The 15,602-nt window shown below is 74.1% G+C and carries 13 protein-coding genes; 4 read left to right on the forward strand and 9 right to left on the reverse strand.

Annotation, left to right across the window (positions count from 1 at the left end; genetic code table 11):
- Positions 1 to 128: 128 nt before the first annotated feature.
- The 5 genes from ACFY4B_RS38450 to ACFY4B_RS38470 form a co-directional block, all read right to left on the reverse strand.
- Positions 129 to 329 carry a hypothetical protein gene (locus tag ACFY4B_RS38450; protein WP_117486007.1) on the reverse strand — a complete coding sequence of 67 codons (201 nt, stop codon included), beginning with the start codon at positions 327 to 329 and terminating at the stop codon, positions 129 to 131.
- A 102-nt stretch (positions 330 to 431) separates the two neighbouring features.
- Positions 432 to 797 carry a hypothetical protein gene (locus ACFY4B_RS38455; protein ID WP_380782658.1) on the reverse strand — a complete coding sequence of 122 codons (366 nt, stop codon included), beginning with the start codon at positions 795 to 797 and terminating at the stop codon, positions 432 to 434.
- 113 nt (positions 798 to 910) lie between these two features.
- A complete protein-coding gene (locus ACFY4B_RS38460) occupies positions 911 to 1,102 on the reverse strand; it encodes a hypothetical protein (protein ID WP_117486003.1) in 192 nt (63 codons plus the stop codon).
- Between the two features lie 68 nt (positions 1,103 to 1,170).
- Positions 1,171 to 1,353, reverse strand: a complete 183-nt coding sequence (locus ACFY4B_RS38465) for a hypothetical protein (protein ID WP_147409001.1) — start codon at positions 1,351 to 1,353, stop codon at positions 1,171 to 1,173.
- Between the two features lie 68 nt (positions 1,354 to 1,421).
- Positions 1,422 to 3,908 (reverse strand): S8 family serine peptidase, encoded by a 2,487-nt coding sequence (locus tag ACFY4B_RS38470; protein WP_387975843.1) that lies wholly within the window; start codon positions 3,906 to 3,908, stop codon positions 1,422 to 1,424.
- A gap of 484 nt (positions 3,909 to 4,392) precedes the next feature.
- Between ACFY4B_RS38470 and ACFY4B_RS38475 the strand changes: the two genes are divergently transcribed.
- Positions 4,393 to 5,127: a BTAD domain-containing putative transcriptional regulator gene (locus tag ACFY4B_RS38475; RefSeq protein WP_380779827.1), complete on the forward strand. Its 735-nt coding sequence runs from the start codon at positions 4,393 to 4,395 to the stop codon at positions 5,125 to 5,127.
- 24 nt (positions 5,128 to 5,151) lie between these two features.
- Here ACFY4B_RS38475 and ACFY4B_RS38480 read toward each other — a convergent pair whose 3' ends face one another.
- From ACFY4B_RS38480 to ACFY4B_RS38495, 4 genes are all read right to left on the reverse strand, one after another.
- Entirely contained in the window at positions 5,152 to 6,351 is a 1,200-nt protein-coding gene (locus tag ACFY4B_RS38480) for an aminotransferase class V-fold PLP-dependent enzyme (RefSeq protein ID WP_387975846.1), read from the reverse strand.
- A 12-nt stretch (positions 6,352 to 6,363) separates the two neighbouring features.
- Positions 6,364 to 7,698, reverse strand: coding sequence for a pyridoxal-phosphate dependent enzyme (locus tag ACFY4B_RS38485; protein WP_380738265.1), 1,335 nt, complete (start codon positions 7,696 to 7,698; stop codon positions 6,364 to 6,366).
- On the reverse strand, positions 7,695 to 9,206 hold the full coding sequence (locus tag ACFY4B_RS38490) for a Y4yA family PLP-dependent enzyme (protein ID WP_387975848.1): 1,512 nt from the start codon (positions 9,204 to 9,206) through the stop codon (positions 7,695 to 7,697). The genes ACFY4B_RS38485 and ACFY4B_RS38490 overlap by 4 nt, the downstream gene beginning before the upstream one ends.
- A gap of 174 nt (positions 9,207 to 9,380) precedes the next feature.
- Positions 9,381 to 10,139, reverse strand: a complete 759-nt coding sequence (locus ACFY4B_RS38495) for a trans-aconitate 2-methyltransferase (protein ID WP_049656014.1) — start codon at positions 10,137 to 10,139, stop codon at positions 9,381 to 9,383.
- A 282-nt stretch (positions 10,140 to 10,421) separates the two neighbouring features.
- On the opposite strand from ACFY4B_RS38495, the gene ACFY4B_RS38500 reads away from it, so the two are divergent.
- From ACFY4B_RS38500 to ACFY4B_RS38510, 3 genes are read left to right on the forward strand one after another with little or no spacing between them, the layout of a single operon-like run.
- Positions 10,422 to 11,366 (forward strand): ABC transporter ATP-binding protein, encoded by a 945-nt coding sequence (locus ACFY4B_RS38500; protein ID WP_387975851.1) that lies wholly within the window; start codon positions 10,422 to 10,424, stop codon positions 11,364 to 11,366.
- On the forward strand, positions 11,363 to 12,799 hold the full coding sequence (locus ACFY4B_RS38505) for an ABC transporter permease (RefSeq protein ID WP_387975854.1): 1,437 nt from the start codon (positions 11,363 to 11,365) through the stop codon (positions 12,797 to 12,799). The genes ACFY4B_RS38500 and ACFY4B_RS38505 overlap by 4 nt, the downstream gene beginning before the upstream one ends.
- 4 nt (positions 12,800 to 12,803) lie before the next feature.
- Positions 12,804 to 15,551 (forward strand): alkaline phosphatase family protein, encoded by a 2,748-nt coding sequence (locus ACFY4B_RS38510; RefSeq protein ID WP_387975857.1) that lies wholly within the window; start codon positions 12,804 to 12,806, stop codon positions 15,549 to 15,551.
- Positions 15,552 to 15,602 lie beyond the last annotated feature (51 nt).

Consider the following 15,602-nt stretch of genomic DNA (forward strand, 5'->3'; position numbering starts at 1 on the left):
ACCACACCCCCCCTTTTTTTTTTTTGGGGGGGGGGGGGGGGGGGGCCCCGCCCCGGGCGGGGGGGGGGGGGGGGGGGGGGGGGGGGGGGGGCCCCCCCCCCCCCCCCCCGCCACGGGGGAGGACACCGTCAGAGCGCTGCCAGGGCGATCGGGGCGGCCACCTGGGCGACGCTGGCGAGGTCGTCCCAGAAGCTGTCGGCCTCGACGCCCGGAGCCTGCCCCAGGGCACCGCCGCTGTGACCGGTCCGGTCGACCGGCGGCGCGAGCCTCGGCAGCTGCGGGGTGGGGGTCCACGCCCGGTGTTCGTCGTGGAACTCTTCCATGGTCATGGTCGCGCTTCCCTTCTCGTGCGCTGGTTCCGTGGGGCGGACGGCGCGGAGCGGAGCTGCTCGGAACTCCGGGACGGGGCCGTCCGGGATGGCTGGTAGGGGTCAGCGGCGGCCTCCGATGGCGGGTGGTGGTGGCGGCACGCAGCCGGGGGTGGGGGCACCGCCGCAGGCCCAGGGGGCCGGGTCCGCGAAGCTGGGGCCGTAGAGTCCCCCGGGGCCGTCCATGATCAGCGTGGTCGGGAGAGCGGCCGGAGCCGGGGCCGAGTCCTCGGTGTCCACGCGTGTGGCGTCGACCGAAGCGCAGGTCCGAGGCGACCGGCCGCTGAATCCCATGATCACATTGCTGGGCGGCATGGCCGGGTTCTGACTGTCGTCCACGCTGACGGCTTCCTTGACCACCTTCAGATAGGCCTCGTAGCCGACCGTGCGGTCGATCGGCGGCACCTGGGGCGGCGGCTGCTCGTGCATGGTTCTGCCTCTCCTGTTCGGAGCTCCGGTGGCTGGTTCCGCGCGGTGGCGTCACCGGGCGGTGTGGCCGGCGACGGACCGTTCGGGAGCCGTCGCCGGCGCGTGGTGCCGTGTCAGAAGAGCTTCGGGATCACCTGCAGGGCGGTGTTGGCGAGCTGGTCCCAGAAGGCGTCGGCCTCGACGCCCGGGGCCTGCCCCAGGGCACCGCCGGTGTGACCGGTGCGGTCGACCGGCGGGGCCAGCTTCGGGAGTTGCGGGGTGGGGGACCACGTCCGGTGGCCCTCACGGAATTCTTCGTGGATCATTTCTGCTCATCCCTTCTCGTGTTGCCGTGGTGCGCCCGTCCTTCGTCGGGCCCGTGGGGGACGGACCGTCAGAGGGCGGCGTAGCACATGCTCCGGGCCGGGCCGGTGAGGCTGGAACAGGCCGACCGGGCCGGCACGACGCCGGGGCCGCCGGACTGCCGGCCTGCTTCTTCCGGGCCGTCCCGACGAACCGGCGGGGCCAGGACCGGGAGGTTGGCCGTGGGCTTGGGGAACCGTGCGGGGGGTTTCATGATCCGCCTCCTCCTGACGGATGGCGTGGGGTCCTTGCGTCGGCGCGGGCACCGGTGGTGCCGTGCGCTCAGGACTCCAGGAACTGGTGGGCGGGCGCCAGGGTGACGGGGAACTCGTCGCTGACGTCGATCGTGAACAGCATGTTGACCCGCGCGTGCCGCTCGTCCTCGGGGTCGAAGAAGCCCACCTTGACGTCCTGGCAGTCCGAGCCCATGCGGCAGTACGGGCTCTTGGTGACGGAGATCGTGTCGATGCAGTAGAGGGAGGTCTGATCGTTGCCCCCGGTGGCGGTGCTGGGGATGCTCTGGCCCAGCAGCATGGCCTTGCTGATGGTCTCGGCGACCGAGAACGCGTTGGTGCCGGCGGAGTTCAGCGCCCGGTCGGCGGAGGTCTGCCCGAGGTTGCGGAACTGGTAGTAGACCTTGTCCAGGAACGCGTCCATGGTCTTGCGGATGTAGGCCTCGTTGACCGTCAGGGCGTCCCGTTCGGCCTGCCCCAGGACGGCCTTCACCACGGCGTCCACCAGCTGCTTCTGGTACCAGATGTAGATGCCGCGGCTCTTGACCTCGACGACGGGCACGACCTGCCCGGAGAACAGCCGGACGGTCCGGTCGGTGAGCCGGCCGGGGACCGAGATCCGGGAGATGTAGCCGTCGTCGTCCTGGGCGAACCGGTGGTGGCCGAGGTACGCGTCCCGGAACGACCGGTAGACCGTGGACACCGGAGGCGGGGGCGAGGCGAGTGCCATCAGGACGTCCGCGAGCCTGGCGCGGTCGTTGATGAGCGCCTCCACGTCGTCCTTCGTGGCCCCGAGGTCCACGACGGGCGTGCCGGCCCAGTCCATGCCGGCCGCGGCTTCGGCCTCCATCGCGTAGATCGGCGTGCTCTCCAGGTTCAGCGTCCAGGTGACCTTGTCGGAGGCCCACGGGTTGGCGGTCAGGTACCGGTGCAACTGCTCGGCGTCGTAGGGATTGGCGGGCAGTTCCTTGGTCTGTTCCGGATGGCCCTCGACGTCCCGCTCGACGGGGTCCATCAGCTGGCGGAAGCTGTCCCGGCGGGCCTCGGTCTGGAAGTCCACGCCGACCTGGCCGATCGCGAAGACCAGCGGGCGGTTGTTGGTGGAGGCGCAGGAGGGCCGCACGCCGCCGCCTGTCGGTGCGCCGCCCGACGGTGACAGCCCGGCCCCCGACGGCCCGCCGCCCTGGCACGCGCAGGGGGCCGCCGGGGCCTGGCCGAGCGCCGTCGCGCCGGTGGGCGGCGCGGGCGCGGCCGGGGCGGGCGCGGTCAGTGGCACGGGCGGCGGGACGGGTGCGGCGCCCACGGGCTGCGCGCCCGCGGCGATGGCGCCCGTCACCCCGGCGGGGGCTCCGGCCGGGGTGACGGCTTCGTACGGTGCGCTCTGCGCGGCCGGTACGGCCTGGAAGGCCTGGACGGCCTCTGGTCCGGGTACCGCCTGGGCCGCGGGGGCGGCCTGAACGGCCTGGACGGCCTCTGCGGTGGCGGCGGGAACGCTCTGGGTGTCCATGGTGCTGGCTCCCTCGTGCGAGTCGTAAGGGGAGGTCCCGAGCAGTGCGGGTGCGCCGGCCGTGGCGACCCCGACCTCGGGGGAGAGGGTGGTGCGGCGGGCGCCGTCCGTCGTGGTCCCGGCTCGGGCCGGATCTTCCGTCAGGTCTCCTCGGGTGATCAGCTCGTACGCCCGGGCCGCGTCCAGGTGGCCGGTCAGCCGGCGCCGGCACTCCGGTGCCTCGGCGGGTGCGCAGGGTGCGGAGTGCGCGCCCCGCAGCAGGGCCTGGCCGGCCGCCCGGGGGTCGGGCGGGAGGCCGGCCCGGAGCCGCGCGGCGACCAGCAGGGCGGCGACGCCGCTCACCAGCGGTGTGGCGAAGCTGCTGCCGGTCAGGGCCGCGGTCCCGCCGCCCGGGGCGGCGCCCTCGATGTCGCTGCCGGGGGCGAGGACGCCGTGGGCGGCGTACGCGGAGCCCCAGTTGCTGAGGTCGAGCGGCTCGCCGTCGGGCCCGGCCGCGCCGACGGCGAGCACCGTCGGGACGGCGGCCGGGACCTGGGCGCAGTCGCAGCCGTCGTTGCCGACGGCCGCGACCACCAGGACCCCGCTCTCCTCGCACAGCCGCAGCGCCCGCTCCAGCACGGGGTCCGGCTGGACGTCCTGGCCGGCTTCGCCGCCGCTGATGTTGATGACGTGCGCCCCCTCCTGCACGGCGCGTTCGACGGCCCGGGCCAGGTCGAGCTGGGGCACCCGCCCCTCGCCCGCGTCCGGGAAGACCGGCAGGATCAGCCCGCGGCAGCGCGGGGCGATCCCGGGTACCGGGCTGTCGGGCCCGCCGAAGAGCAGGCTCGCGACGTGGGTGCCATGCAGCGACATCGGCCCGGTGCCGGCCGGTTCGGAGACGAGCGTGTCCAGCCGGGTGAGGTCGGCTCCCTCGAAGCAGGGGTGCGAGAGGTCGACGGGGCCGTCCAGGACGGCGATGCACACGGCCGGGTCGCCGAGGAGTTCGCCCTCGGGGGCGCGGACGTCGCGCAGCACCGATCTGGCCTTCATCGGGGATTGCCTTCCGATGTCGGGCGGGACGTCGGGTGCGCCCCGCCGTTCAGCAGGTGGTGCCAGTCAATGGGCCGGCCGTCGCACGGGTGTGCCCGGGAGCGTCACGGCCGGCGCGGGAACGCCGTCGCGGACGCGTCGCCTCCTCGTGGCGGATCCGCCGGGGACGTCCGCCGCGTCACGGCCCGGTCGATGTACGCGCCGTGACCACCGGCGCGCCCGAGGACCGGACGGCGTGTCCGCGACGGATCGTCCTCTCCTTCAACACCCGTTCGGTGGCGGCCCATTGGAGTGTCGGACGGCCGGCGGCGGGGCGCGGCCGTGACGGTCGGCGACGGTGGCCGTGACGCCCGGGCGGCGTCAGCGTGACGTCGCCACAACGTCCGTGCGACGCGGGCGCGACGGTGGTCCGGGGCCGGACGGACACGGCCGTGACGGGCCCGGGCCGCAACCGGGGCGCGTCCGAACGGGTGCGGGTGACGGCGTGACGCGACAGAGTGGGGGTGTGTTGTGGGACGGTCCGCGCATCGAACTGCTGCGGGGTTTCGAGGCCACCGGTGAGGGACACCGCATCGCCCTCCCGGTGAGTGCGCAGCACCTGCTGGCCTTCCTCGCCCTGCACGACGGCGGTGTGCCGCGCGGCGCGGTCGCCGAACGGCTCTGGCCGGACTGCACCCAGCGCCGCGCGGCCGCGAACCTGCGCACCGCCCTCTACCACGCGAGGCTGCGCGGCCGGGCGATCCCGGTGGAGAGCCCGGGGCAGTGGCTGCGCCTCGCGCCGGCGGTCCGGGTGGACCTGCGGTACGCGCGCCGCTCGGCACGCCAGGTCGTGGCCGGGTTGGACCGGTTGCCGGTCAACTGCGACGCCATCGTGGACGACCTCGCCGCCGAGCTGCTGCCGGGCTGGGAGGAGGAGTGGCTGACCCTGGAGCGCGAGCGCTGGGACCAGCTGCGGCTGTACGCCCTGGAGGGCCTGGCCCACCAACTCTGCGACGCCGAGCGCTACTTGTCGGCGCTCCAGACCGCGCTGGCGGCGATCGCCATCGACCCCGTCCGGGAGACGGCCCACCGGATCGTGGTCGAGGTGCACCTCGCCGAGGGGAACCTGGCCAGTGCGCTGCGCTCCTATCAGCACTACCGCTCCTTCCTCCAGCGGGAGTTGAACGTCGCCCCGTCGCCGAAGATGACCGGTCTGGTGCGCAACCTCCAGCGGATGTGACGGCCCGGCGCGGCGCGCGGGTCGCTACAGCCCGCGCAGCACGGAGAGCAGCAGGTCGACCTCCTCCGGGGAGTTGTAGACGTGCAGGCTGACCCGCACCGAGCTCTCGCTCTCGCCGGCCCGCGCCTGGCAGTGGCCGTCGGCGCGCACCATCAGGCCGTGGCTGGCGAGGATGAAGCCCAGGTCGTTGGAGCCGATGCCGCGGTGCCGGAAGGTGACGATGCCCTCGCGCCGCTGGACCTCGGAGTCGGCGGCCAGGCTCCGCTGGCAGCCGAGGACCTCGTACGGGGCCAGGGTCCGCAGCCCGTCGGTGAGCCGGGCGGCCAGCGCGCTGTTCCACCGTCGGATGCGGTCCGGCCCGGCGGCGTCGAGCCAGTCCAGGGCGGCCTCCAGGCTGGCGATCCCGGCGGTGTTGGGCGTGCCGGCCCAGCCGCCGGGGGTGAAGGCCGGGCCCCGGGTGTTGCGGGCCCACACCGCGCCGGTGCCGGGCAGGGCCAGCGCCTTGTGCCCGGAGAAGACCACGAAGTCGACGTCCAGGGTGCCGACGTCCACCGGCAGGTGGCCGACGCTCTGCGCGGCGTCCAGGCAGATCGGCACCTCGGGCCCGACCGCGGCGCGGATGCGGTGGACGTTCATGTCGGCGCCGTACACGTGGTGCACGTGGGTGGCGGCGACGAACGCCGTGCGTTCGGTGACGAGCCGGGCCAGCGCCCGGTGGTCGTAGTCCTGCGAGGCGGGGTCGTACGGCAGTTCGCGCACGGTGACGCGCACGCCCCGGTCGGCCAGCAGCTGTCGGGCCTCCAGCCAGGGCAGCGCGTTGGCCTCGTGGTCGGCGAAGGGCACGATGATCTCGTCGCCGTCCCGCACGTGGTGGGGGAGCCAGTCCCGGGCCACCGCGCGCAGCCCTTCGGTCGCGCCGCTGACGAAGTGGACGCCGGAGCGCTGCTGGGGGGCCGGGTCGCCGAGGAAACGGGCGACCCGGGCGCGGGTGCGGTCGACCAGCGCGGTGGTGGCGTTGGCCCAGGTGTAGGTGCCGCGGCCGGCGTTGGCGTTGGCGGTGGTCAGGTAGCGCTGGACGGTGTCGAGCACCGCCCGGGGCTTCTGCGAGGTGGCCGCGCTGTCCAGGTACGCCTGGTCGGGGTGGCCGGTGACGATGGGGAACTGGTCCCGCAACGCGCGGTGCCAGTCGTGGAGTTCGCCGAGGGTTTCGTCGGGGGTGGTCATGGCCGGCCCCGCTCAGTCCCGGACCAGCGGCGCGCCCGCGTCGCGCCAGGCGATGACGCCGCCGGCCAGGCTGCGCGCGTCCAGGTGTCCCATCCGGGTGAGCAGCGCCGCGTAGACCGCCGACTTCTCGCCGACCGGGCAGGCCAGCAGCACCGGCTGCCGGGTGCCGAACGGCAGGCCGCCGTGCAGGAGTTCGTCGAACAGCTCGTCGACGATGTTGACCGAGCCCTCGATGTGCAGCGCCGCGTACGCGGCCGGTCCGCGCAGGTCGACCACCAGCGGCCGCTCCTCGGCGATCCACTTCCGGGCGGCGTCGACCTCGACGACCCGGGCGGCGGCCAGTTCGGCCGGTGTCACGGTGGCCACCGTGTTCGGCCGGGCGGGCTGGTTGAACAGTTCGGGCCGCCGTTTGCGGATGTAGCTCAGGTAGCTCTCCACCCGGTCGCAGACGATGAACACGGCGGTGCGGCGCTCACCCGAGCCCCGCTGTGTCAACTCCTCGTCCACGGAGCGGAGGTGGCGCAGCGCGCCGAAGAAGGCGCCGCCGCCGGTCGGGCCGGCCGGCAGGCCGCAGCGGCGCACCAGGGTGAGCATGCCGTCGATGGCCTGGTCGGCGGTCACCGTCGCGATGGTGTCGTAGGTGGCGGGGTCGAACAGTCCGACCTCGTGCACCTCGTCGATGGTGCGGATGCCCGGGATGAAGTCGGACTTGTGGGCGACCAGTCCGAGCACGTCGACGGCCGGGTCGTGGGCGCGCAGCACGGCCGCCACGCCGGTGGAGGAGCCGGCGGTGCCGACGCAGGCGATGAAGTGGTCCGGGGCGCGGCCGTCGAGGTCCCGGACGATCTCGGGGCCGGTGCCGGTGAGGTGGGCGTCGAGGTTGAGCCGGCTGTAGTACTGGTCGGTGTGCAGGTAGCCGGACTCCGCCTCGGAGAGCATCCGGTGGATGCGGGTGAGCGGGTCGTCGGTGTCGGTCGGGTCGAGGCACTCGGTGCGGCCGGGCAGCTCCTCGATCTCCGCGCCGAGCAGCAGGAGCAGGTCCTTGATCTCGGGGACCCGCATCCGGTTGGTGACGCTCTTGAACGGCAGTCCGTGCAGGCCGGCGATGAGCGCGAGCGCCTTGGCGGTGTTGCCGCTGGACAGTTCCACGACGGTGTCGCCGCGCTCGACGGCGCCGGGGATCGCCTCGCGGGTCATGTTCCAGGCGGCGCGGTCCTTGACCGAGCCGAAGGGGTTGAGCAGTTCCAGCTTGGCGTACAGGTCGATGTGCCGCAGGCCGGTGACCGCCGGGTCGATCCGGACCAGCGGGGTGTTGCCTATGGCGTCGGTGATGCTGTCGTACCTCATGCGTGTCCGTCCCCCCGGTGTTCGGCGGCCGCCGTCACGTCGACGGGCCAGTACTGCTCGTCCAGGCGCCACCGCCAGGCGCCGTCCTGCCGGTACGCGGCGACCTTGCGCGCGACGGGCTGGCGCAGCGCCGAGCCGGCGCTGAAGTCCATCAGGTAGCCCGCGGTGTTGGCGAAGGCGAGCAGGTCGCCGGGGGCGGGGAGGCGGGGCAGGAAGACCGTCCGGCGGGTGATCAGGTCGGTCTCCAGGCAGAGGTTGCCGATCAGGTACACCCCGACCGGGCCGTCCGGCGAGTCCGGGCCCTCCGAGCCGTCCGGCGCGGCCGGGGCGCCGGGGCGGGGGACCAGCAGCGGGTCCATCAGCACCCCGTGCTCCTCCAGACCCACGTCCCGCGCGTTCATCTCCAGCCGTACCAGGCGCTCGCCGGCCGGCGTGTGCCGGACCTCCAGGACGCGGGCGAGCGTCGCCCCGCACTGGTCGGCCAGCGCCCGGCCGGGCTCCACCGCCAGGTCGTAGAGGTTCTCCAGCAGCAGCGTGCCGAGCGGCCGGCCGAGCGTGGGCGCCGGGGTCGAGAGCAGTTCGTCCAGGTAGGCCTCGGCGGCCACCGGGCGGTGCGCCGGGTAGAGGCCGAGGGCGCCGCGCAGCCGGCCGGACTCGGCGCGCAGCCCGTAGCCGTGGCCCTGCCAGGTGAGGGCGGGGCGCCGGCCGAGGACGGCGTCGGTCAGCTCGCTGGTGTACCGCTCCCACTGGGCGGCGTCCGCCAGGTAGCTGACGCCGAACCCGCCGCCGATGTCGATGGTGCGGGGGTTCAGGCCCCGGCGCCGGCACTCGTTCAGCACCGTGACGCAGGTCTCCAGGGCGACGGCCTTCTCCGGCACGCCGGTGGTGTCCAGGTGGTAGGCGACCCCGGTCGTCTCGACGGCGTCCCGGTGGCGCTCCAACGCGTCGAGCAGGCCGTCGAGTTCGGCGACGTCGGTGCCGAACCGGCTCGGCCGGGTGAGCACCGTGGTGCCCGGCGCCCGGAAGCCCGACAGCCGCGGCATGACGGGCACCGGGGGCAGGGCGTGCGCGCGTACGAGGCCGGCCAGGGCGTCGAGTTCGGCGCGGGAGTCCAGGTGGACGGTGGCGCCGGTGCGGGCCGCCAGCCAGAGGTACTCGCGGTTCTTCGGGCCGGTCGCCATGATCCGCTCGGGCGGGCAGCCGGCCCCGAGCACGTGCTGGAGTTCGGCGAGCGAGGCGACGTCCAGTCCGGCGTCGGTGGCGGCGAGCCGGCGGGCCAGGGCGCTGGAGCGGTTCGCCTTGTGGGCGAAGTGGATCCGGCCGGTGAGGCGGTGCTTGCGGTAGACGGCCCGGAAGCGTGCCAGGTTGTCCGCGATCTGTTCGGGCAGGAGCAGGTTGAGGGGGGAGCCCAGCGCGTCGGTCAGGGTGTGCAGGAGGTCGCGTTCCGCCAGGAGGGACCGGAGCGGGGGCTCCAACCGTGGTTCGAGATACAGCGGTGAGGACCGCATGCGAAACCAGCTCTCCGTGAGAAGTCGGCGTGAGGCGTGCGCGGCAGGGACGTCGGCGACCGAGGGAAACGGTAACTGTTTCCCTGGGTGATCAACAGGGCGCTTTCTGTCACGCCCTCGCAAAGACTGTGCCCATGCGGAACCCGGCTTCCCGCATGGGCACTTGGGGCGGGGTCAGCGCAGGGCCACCAGGACGGAGCTGGTGCCGTACTGCCACACCGGTCCGGCCTGGCGGAAGCCGGCCTCCCGCAGCAGTTCGCCGTGCCGGGCGGCCGACAGGCCGTTGCCGGGGCCGTCGGTCGGGGGCAGCTGCCGCTCTCGGGCCGTCAGCAGGTCGGCGAACTCGGGGACCCGCCCGGCCGCGGCCCACCACTGGGACCAGTCCTCGGCCGCGCCGGTGCCCTTGCGCTGGGCGCGGCGGCGGCCGATCGCGAGGGCGAGTTCGGCGAGCGGCGGCTCCTCGGGGATGAGGTGGTCGCCGTTGACCAGGACGCCGCCGGGCCGCAGCGCGCCGGCGAGGTCGCGGTAGATCCCGAGCAGGGCGTCCGGCGGCGGGTAGTGCAGCGCGGTGGTGGAGACCACGGCGTCCAGTGGGCGGTCGAGGGCGAGGTCCCCGATCCAGCCGGGGCGGCCGATCAGGGTCTCGACCCAGCGCGCCACCCGGGGGTGCCGGGCGCGGCCGAGGGCGAGCAGCAGCGGGTCGATGTCGACCGCGATGATCTCGGCGTGCGGCAGGCGGGCCGCGACCCGTGCCGACAGCGAGCCGGGGCCGCTGCCGAGGTCCGCGACGAGCGGCCGTGCGCGGTGGCCGACGGTCTGTTCCAGTACGTCGGCGATGACGGTGAACCGCTCCTCGCGCTCCACCGCGTACCGCTCCTGCTGGCGCTCCCAGCGGTCCACCCAGGTCCCGGCCAGAGCGGCGTCCACTCGCATCCCGACTCCCGCCGTGTCCGTGCGCATTCGAGGCTTCGCCTTCCGCCCATGTTTGTCATGTTCACCAGGCTCCGCAACCGGTCCGGCGCGGGCCCGGCGGATCGTGCCCGGCCAGCGAAACGATATCCGTTTTCATGTGAAGGTTTCCACCCGGTGCACCCGCAGGACGCTCGCAGGACCGCCACAGCGCGGGCCGCTGCTGTTCCGCCGGAGTTCAACCGGGCGCACCTGACGGCGCCCGGTCAACCCCCTAGGTTCCCTGGGGAACCGCGAGAAGGAGCCATGACGGAAAACCAACCTGCCGTACGCGCACGGGCACTGACGAAGTGTTTCGGCGACGTCGTCGCGCTCGACGCCGTCGGACTGGAGCTCGCGCCCGGGCGGATCCACGGACTGGCCGGGCCCAACGGCGCCGGGAAGACCACGCTGCTCGGGCTGCTGCTCGGACTGGCCGCCGCCGACGAGGGCGACCTGGAGGTGCTGGGCAGACCCGTCGGCCGGGCCTGGCCCGCGCCGCCCGGGGTGGCCGGCTTCGTGGACGGGCCCGGGCTCTACCCGTCGCTGACCGCACGGCGGAACCTGGCCGCGCTGGCGACGCTGCGCGGGCAGGACGGCCGGGCCCGCCGGATCGACGAGGTGCTGGCCGAGGTCGGGCTCAGCGACGTCGCCGACGACCGGGTGCGGGGCTTCTCGCTCGGCATGCGGCAGCGCCTCGGACTGGCCGCGGCGCTGCTCACCGAACCCCGGCTGCTGGTGCTCGACGAGCCGTCCAACGGCCTGGACCCGGCGGGCAAGCAGCACGTGCACGGGGCGCTGCGCCGGCTCGCCGCCGACGGCGTGACCGTGGTGCTCTCCAGCCACCGGATGGACGACCTGGAGGCGCTCTGCGACGAGGTCACCATCCTGGCGACCGGACGGGTCCGCTTCTCCGGCCCGCTCGGCGAGCTGGCCGCGGACGACCGCGCGCTCGACCACCGGCTGCTCACCTCCGATCCGGCCGCCGCCCGGCGGGTGGCCGCCCGGGTCGCCGGGGTGCGGGTCGCGGCGGAGGCCGGGACGGGACGCGCGGCCGGGGCACTGGTGGTGCGCGCGCCGGGCCCGGCCGTCGAGGAGCTGGTCGCGGCGCTGGTGCGGGCGGACGTCCGGGTGCGCGAGGTCGCCCCGGTGGTCCCGCCCCTGGAGGCGGCGTTCCTCGCCCTGACCGAGCAACAGGAGGACGGACGATGAGCGAGCGCGGCGAGGGAGTCATCGAGCGGGGCGGGCGCACGAGCACGGTCACGGCCGGACGCGCGGCGGCCGCCGCCGGCGTCGCCCCCGGGGAGCGCCCGGTGCCGGTGGGCCGGGTGTACCGCTTCGAGCTGGTCAAGCTGCTCTCCCAGTGGCGGATCAGGCTGCTGGTGCTGGCCTGCTGGAGCGCGCCGGGCCTGTTCACGGCCGCCGTCGCCCAGCAGGGGACGCTGCCCTCCGACACCCTGTTCGGCCGCTGGATGCACGCCACGGGCTGGGCCGGGCCGCTGGTGGTCCTCGGCTTCGCCGGTTCGTGGGCGCTGCCCCTGCTGACCTCGGTGGTCGCGGGCGACGTGTTCGCCGCCGAGGACCGGCTCGGGACCTGGCGGCACCTGCTGGTGACGGTCCGCTCGCCGCGGCGGATCTTCGCGGCGAAGGCGCTGGCCGGCGCCACCGTGATCGTGCTGCTGACGGCCGGCCTGGCGGCGTCGAGCACCGTCGGCGGGCTGGCGGCGGTCGGCGACGAGCCGCTGGTCGGCGTGGACGGACACCTGCTGGTGCCGTCGGACGCGGCCGTGAGCGTCCTGCTGGCCTGGGCGTGCGCGCTGGCGCCGACCCTGGCCCTGGCGGCGCTCGGACTGCTCGGCTCCGTCCTGCTGGGCCGCTCGCCGATGGGGCTGCTGGTCCCCGCGCTGGCGGCGGTCGCGATGCAGCTCGCCCAGCTGCTGCCGCTTCCGGTGGCGCTGCGCCTCGCCCTGCCCGGGTACGCCTTCGTCGCCTGGAACGGGCTGTTCGCCGACCCGGGCCGGCTCGACGAGCCGCTGATCGCCGTCGCGGTCGCCCTGCTCTGGGCGGCGGCCGCCACCGCGGCGGCCTACCTGCTCTTCGTCCGGCGGGACTTCACCACCGGCAGCGAGGACGGGGTGGGGCGCCGCACGCTCCTCGCCGGGGTGCTGCCGCTGGCCGGGCTGCTCGCGCTGACCACCGGCGCGCTCGCGGTGGCCACCCCCTCCAGCGGCTCGGGGATCACGCAGGCGAAGGTGCAGCAGGAGGTCGCCACCGTGTTCGCGCACCTGTACCGGCTGCAGACCGAGCAGCTGCACCGCCCCGCCGTGACCGAGGCCGACCTGCGGGCCACCGCGGACTGCCGGCGGGGCGACGGCCAGGTCGAGCCGGAGGGCCCGGGCAACGACTGGCGCTGCGTGGTCACCTGGCACCTGCCCGGCACGGACGCGCCCGGGACGGCGGTCTACCAGCTCGACGTGGCCTCGGACGGACGGCTGACGGCCGACGGCGACGGCCCGAAGGAAGTGAACGGCTACTTCCTGGTGCGCACCCCGACCGGGGACGCGCCGAACCCGCTCTGGCAGTTCGACGGCCAGGTCGCACTGCTCGCTTCCCCCACCAGCACGACGAACTCAACGAAGGGCTGACGCCATGCAGGTAACGCGTCGTCGACGCAGCCGGAACGCCCACGTGGTCCTCCTCGGCCGCAGGGTGGGCCGCAAGGCCGCACTCGCCACCGCCTGTGTCACGGCGGTGGCCGTGGCCACCGGCACGGCCTTCGCGAGCACCCACCAGTTCGACGAGGACCAGGTCGGCCAGACCACTGGGAACGGGCTGGTGATCTCCAGCGACCAGTACCTCGCCCCGTACGGCAGCCGTCAGGTCCTGGACAACGGCAAGATCATGGGCTCCACGGTCAGCCCGGACGGCGCCCACCTGGCCGCCGCCGTCACCGACGGCGACGCGGCGCTGGTCGTGGTGGACCTGAAGACCGGCAAGGTGAAGCAGCGCGTCGGCACCAACAAGGCGGACGAACTGCGCATCCCCAACGGCTCGGTCGGCCAGGAGTCCCCGGTCTACTCGCCGGACGGCAAGCAGCTGTGGCTGGGCCAGCTGGACGGCTACACCCGGTTCACCGTGCAGCCCGACGGCACCCTCGCCGCCCCGGTGGCGGTGAGGATCCCGGCGGACGGGGAGAAGCACGCGCTGGCCTCCGGGGCGGTGTTCTCCGCCGACGGCTCGACGGTGTACGCCGCCGTCAACGGGCAGAACCGGGTGGTCGCGATCGACGCGGCGACCGGCGCGGTCCAGCGGAGCTGGACGGTCGGCAACGCACCGCGCGGCGTCGTCCGGGTCGGCGGGAAGCTGTACGTCTCGAACGAGGGCGGGCGCGCGGCCACCGCCGGGGACACCACGATCAACTCCTACGGCACCCAGGTCCCGGCCGACCCGGCGACCGCCGCCACCACCACCGGCACGGTCAGTGTGATCGACCTCGCCGACCCGGCCGCCGCCGTCGGCACCATCGCCGTCGGCCTGCACCCGACCGCGCTGTACGCGAAGAACGGGGTGCTGTTCGTCGCCGACACCGCGAGCGACGAGGTGTCGGTGATCGACACCGCGCACGACAAGGTCGTCCAGACCGTCTCCACCAAGCCGTGGCCGGAGGCCTCCGTCGGCTACGAGCCCACCGCGGTGACGCTCACCGAGGACGGCCGGCTGCTGGTCACCCTCGGCCGGGCCAACGCCGTGGCCGTCTACCGCTTCGCCGGCGCGCAGGAGCCGGTGAGCTACGTCGGCCTGCTGCCCACCGACTACTTCCCGGCGGAGGTCGCCACCGTCGGCTCGGAGGTGATCGTCTCCAACACCCGTGGCATCGACGCCCGGCGGCCCAACAGCACCGGCGCCCACAAGACCCACGACACCACCTCCAGCCTCACCCGGTTCACGCTGCCGAGCGACAAGGTGATCCGCGCGCAGACCGCCAAGGTGTTCCAGCAGAACGGCTGGACGAACAACGCGGTCAAGCTCGCGAACGGCCACAAGGCGAAGGAGGAGGTGGTGCCGAAGCGGATCGGCGACCCGTCGCCGATCAAGCACGTCTTCCTGATCGTCAAGGAGAACCGGACCTACGACCAGGTCTTCGGCGACGTCGCCGAGGGCGACGGCGACCCGAAGCTGGCCCAGTTCGGCGCCGCCGTGACACCCAACCAGCACGCCCTGGCCGAGCAGTTCGGGCTCTACGACAACACCTACGACATCGGCACCAACTCCGCCGAGGGCCACAACTGGCTGATGCAGGCGGACAACCCGGAGTACACCGAGTCCTCGGCCGGCGAGTACGAGCGCAGCTACGACACCGAGGACGACGCCCTGGGCCACCAGCGCTCGGGCTTCCTGTGGACGGGCGCGCAGGCGGCGGGGAAGACCGTGCGCGACTTCGGCGAGTTCCACCAGTTCCTGGACAAGCCCGCCGACGCCACCTGGCAGAACCTGTACTGCGACGCCAGGACCATGGACGCGACCGGGCAGGGCAGCGCCTACGCCCTCAAGTCCTCCTCGCCGATCCCCTCGCTCAACAGCGTCTCGGTGCCCGGCTTCCCGAGGTTCGACACCGACGTGCCGGACCTGTACCGCTACCAGGTCTGGAAGCAGGACTTCGAGCGGAACGGCCCGGCGAACCTCAACATGCTCTGGCTGTCCAGCGACCACACCGGCGGCCCGGCCAGCCCGGCCGCGCAGGTCGCCGACAACGACCTGGCGACCGGGCGGATCGTCGACGAGATCACCCACAGCCCGTACTGGAAGGACTCGGCGATCTTCGTCGTCGAGGACGACTCCCAGGCGGGCCTCGACCACGTGGACGGCCACCGCGCCCCGATCCAGATCATCAGCCCCTGGGCGCAGCACGGGGCCGTGGACAGCCGCTACTACTCGCAGATCACGATGGTCCGCACCATCGAGCAGATCCTCGGCATCCACCCGATGAACCAGAAGGACAGTGCGGCCAGCCCGATGACCGGGGCCTTCACCGACCGGCCGGACTACACGCCGTTCACCGCGGTGCCCAACCGCACCTCGCTGACCGACGGCCTCAAGACGCCGCCCTCCTGCGGCCTCGACGTCCCCGGGGAGCAGGACCTCCGGGCGGCGGCGCCGGTCACGACCGCGCCGCCGGCCGCGCAGCAGCCGGTCGTGGACCGGTGGGAGGCCTGGAAGTCGCACCAGCGGCTGACCGGCCCGAACGCCGTGGCCGACCACGCCAACCCGGCGCAGATGGAGCACCTGGTCTGGTACCAGACGCACAACTGGACCGCGCCGTACCCGGGGGAGAGCACGATCCTCGCGCCGGACGACGTGCCCGGCGCCTACCTGCCCTCGCCGGAGAGCGACGGCTGATCCCGCCGCGCCCGCACCGGGCCCCGGGCCGCTTCCCCGGCCCGGGGCCCG

It is taken from the genome of Kitasatospora sp. NPDC001261 (assembly GCF_042896795.1).
Classification (GTDB): Bacteria; Actinomycetota; Actinomycetes; order Streptomycetales; family Streptomycetaceae; genus Kitasatospora.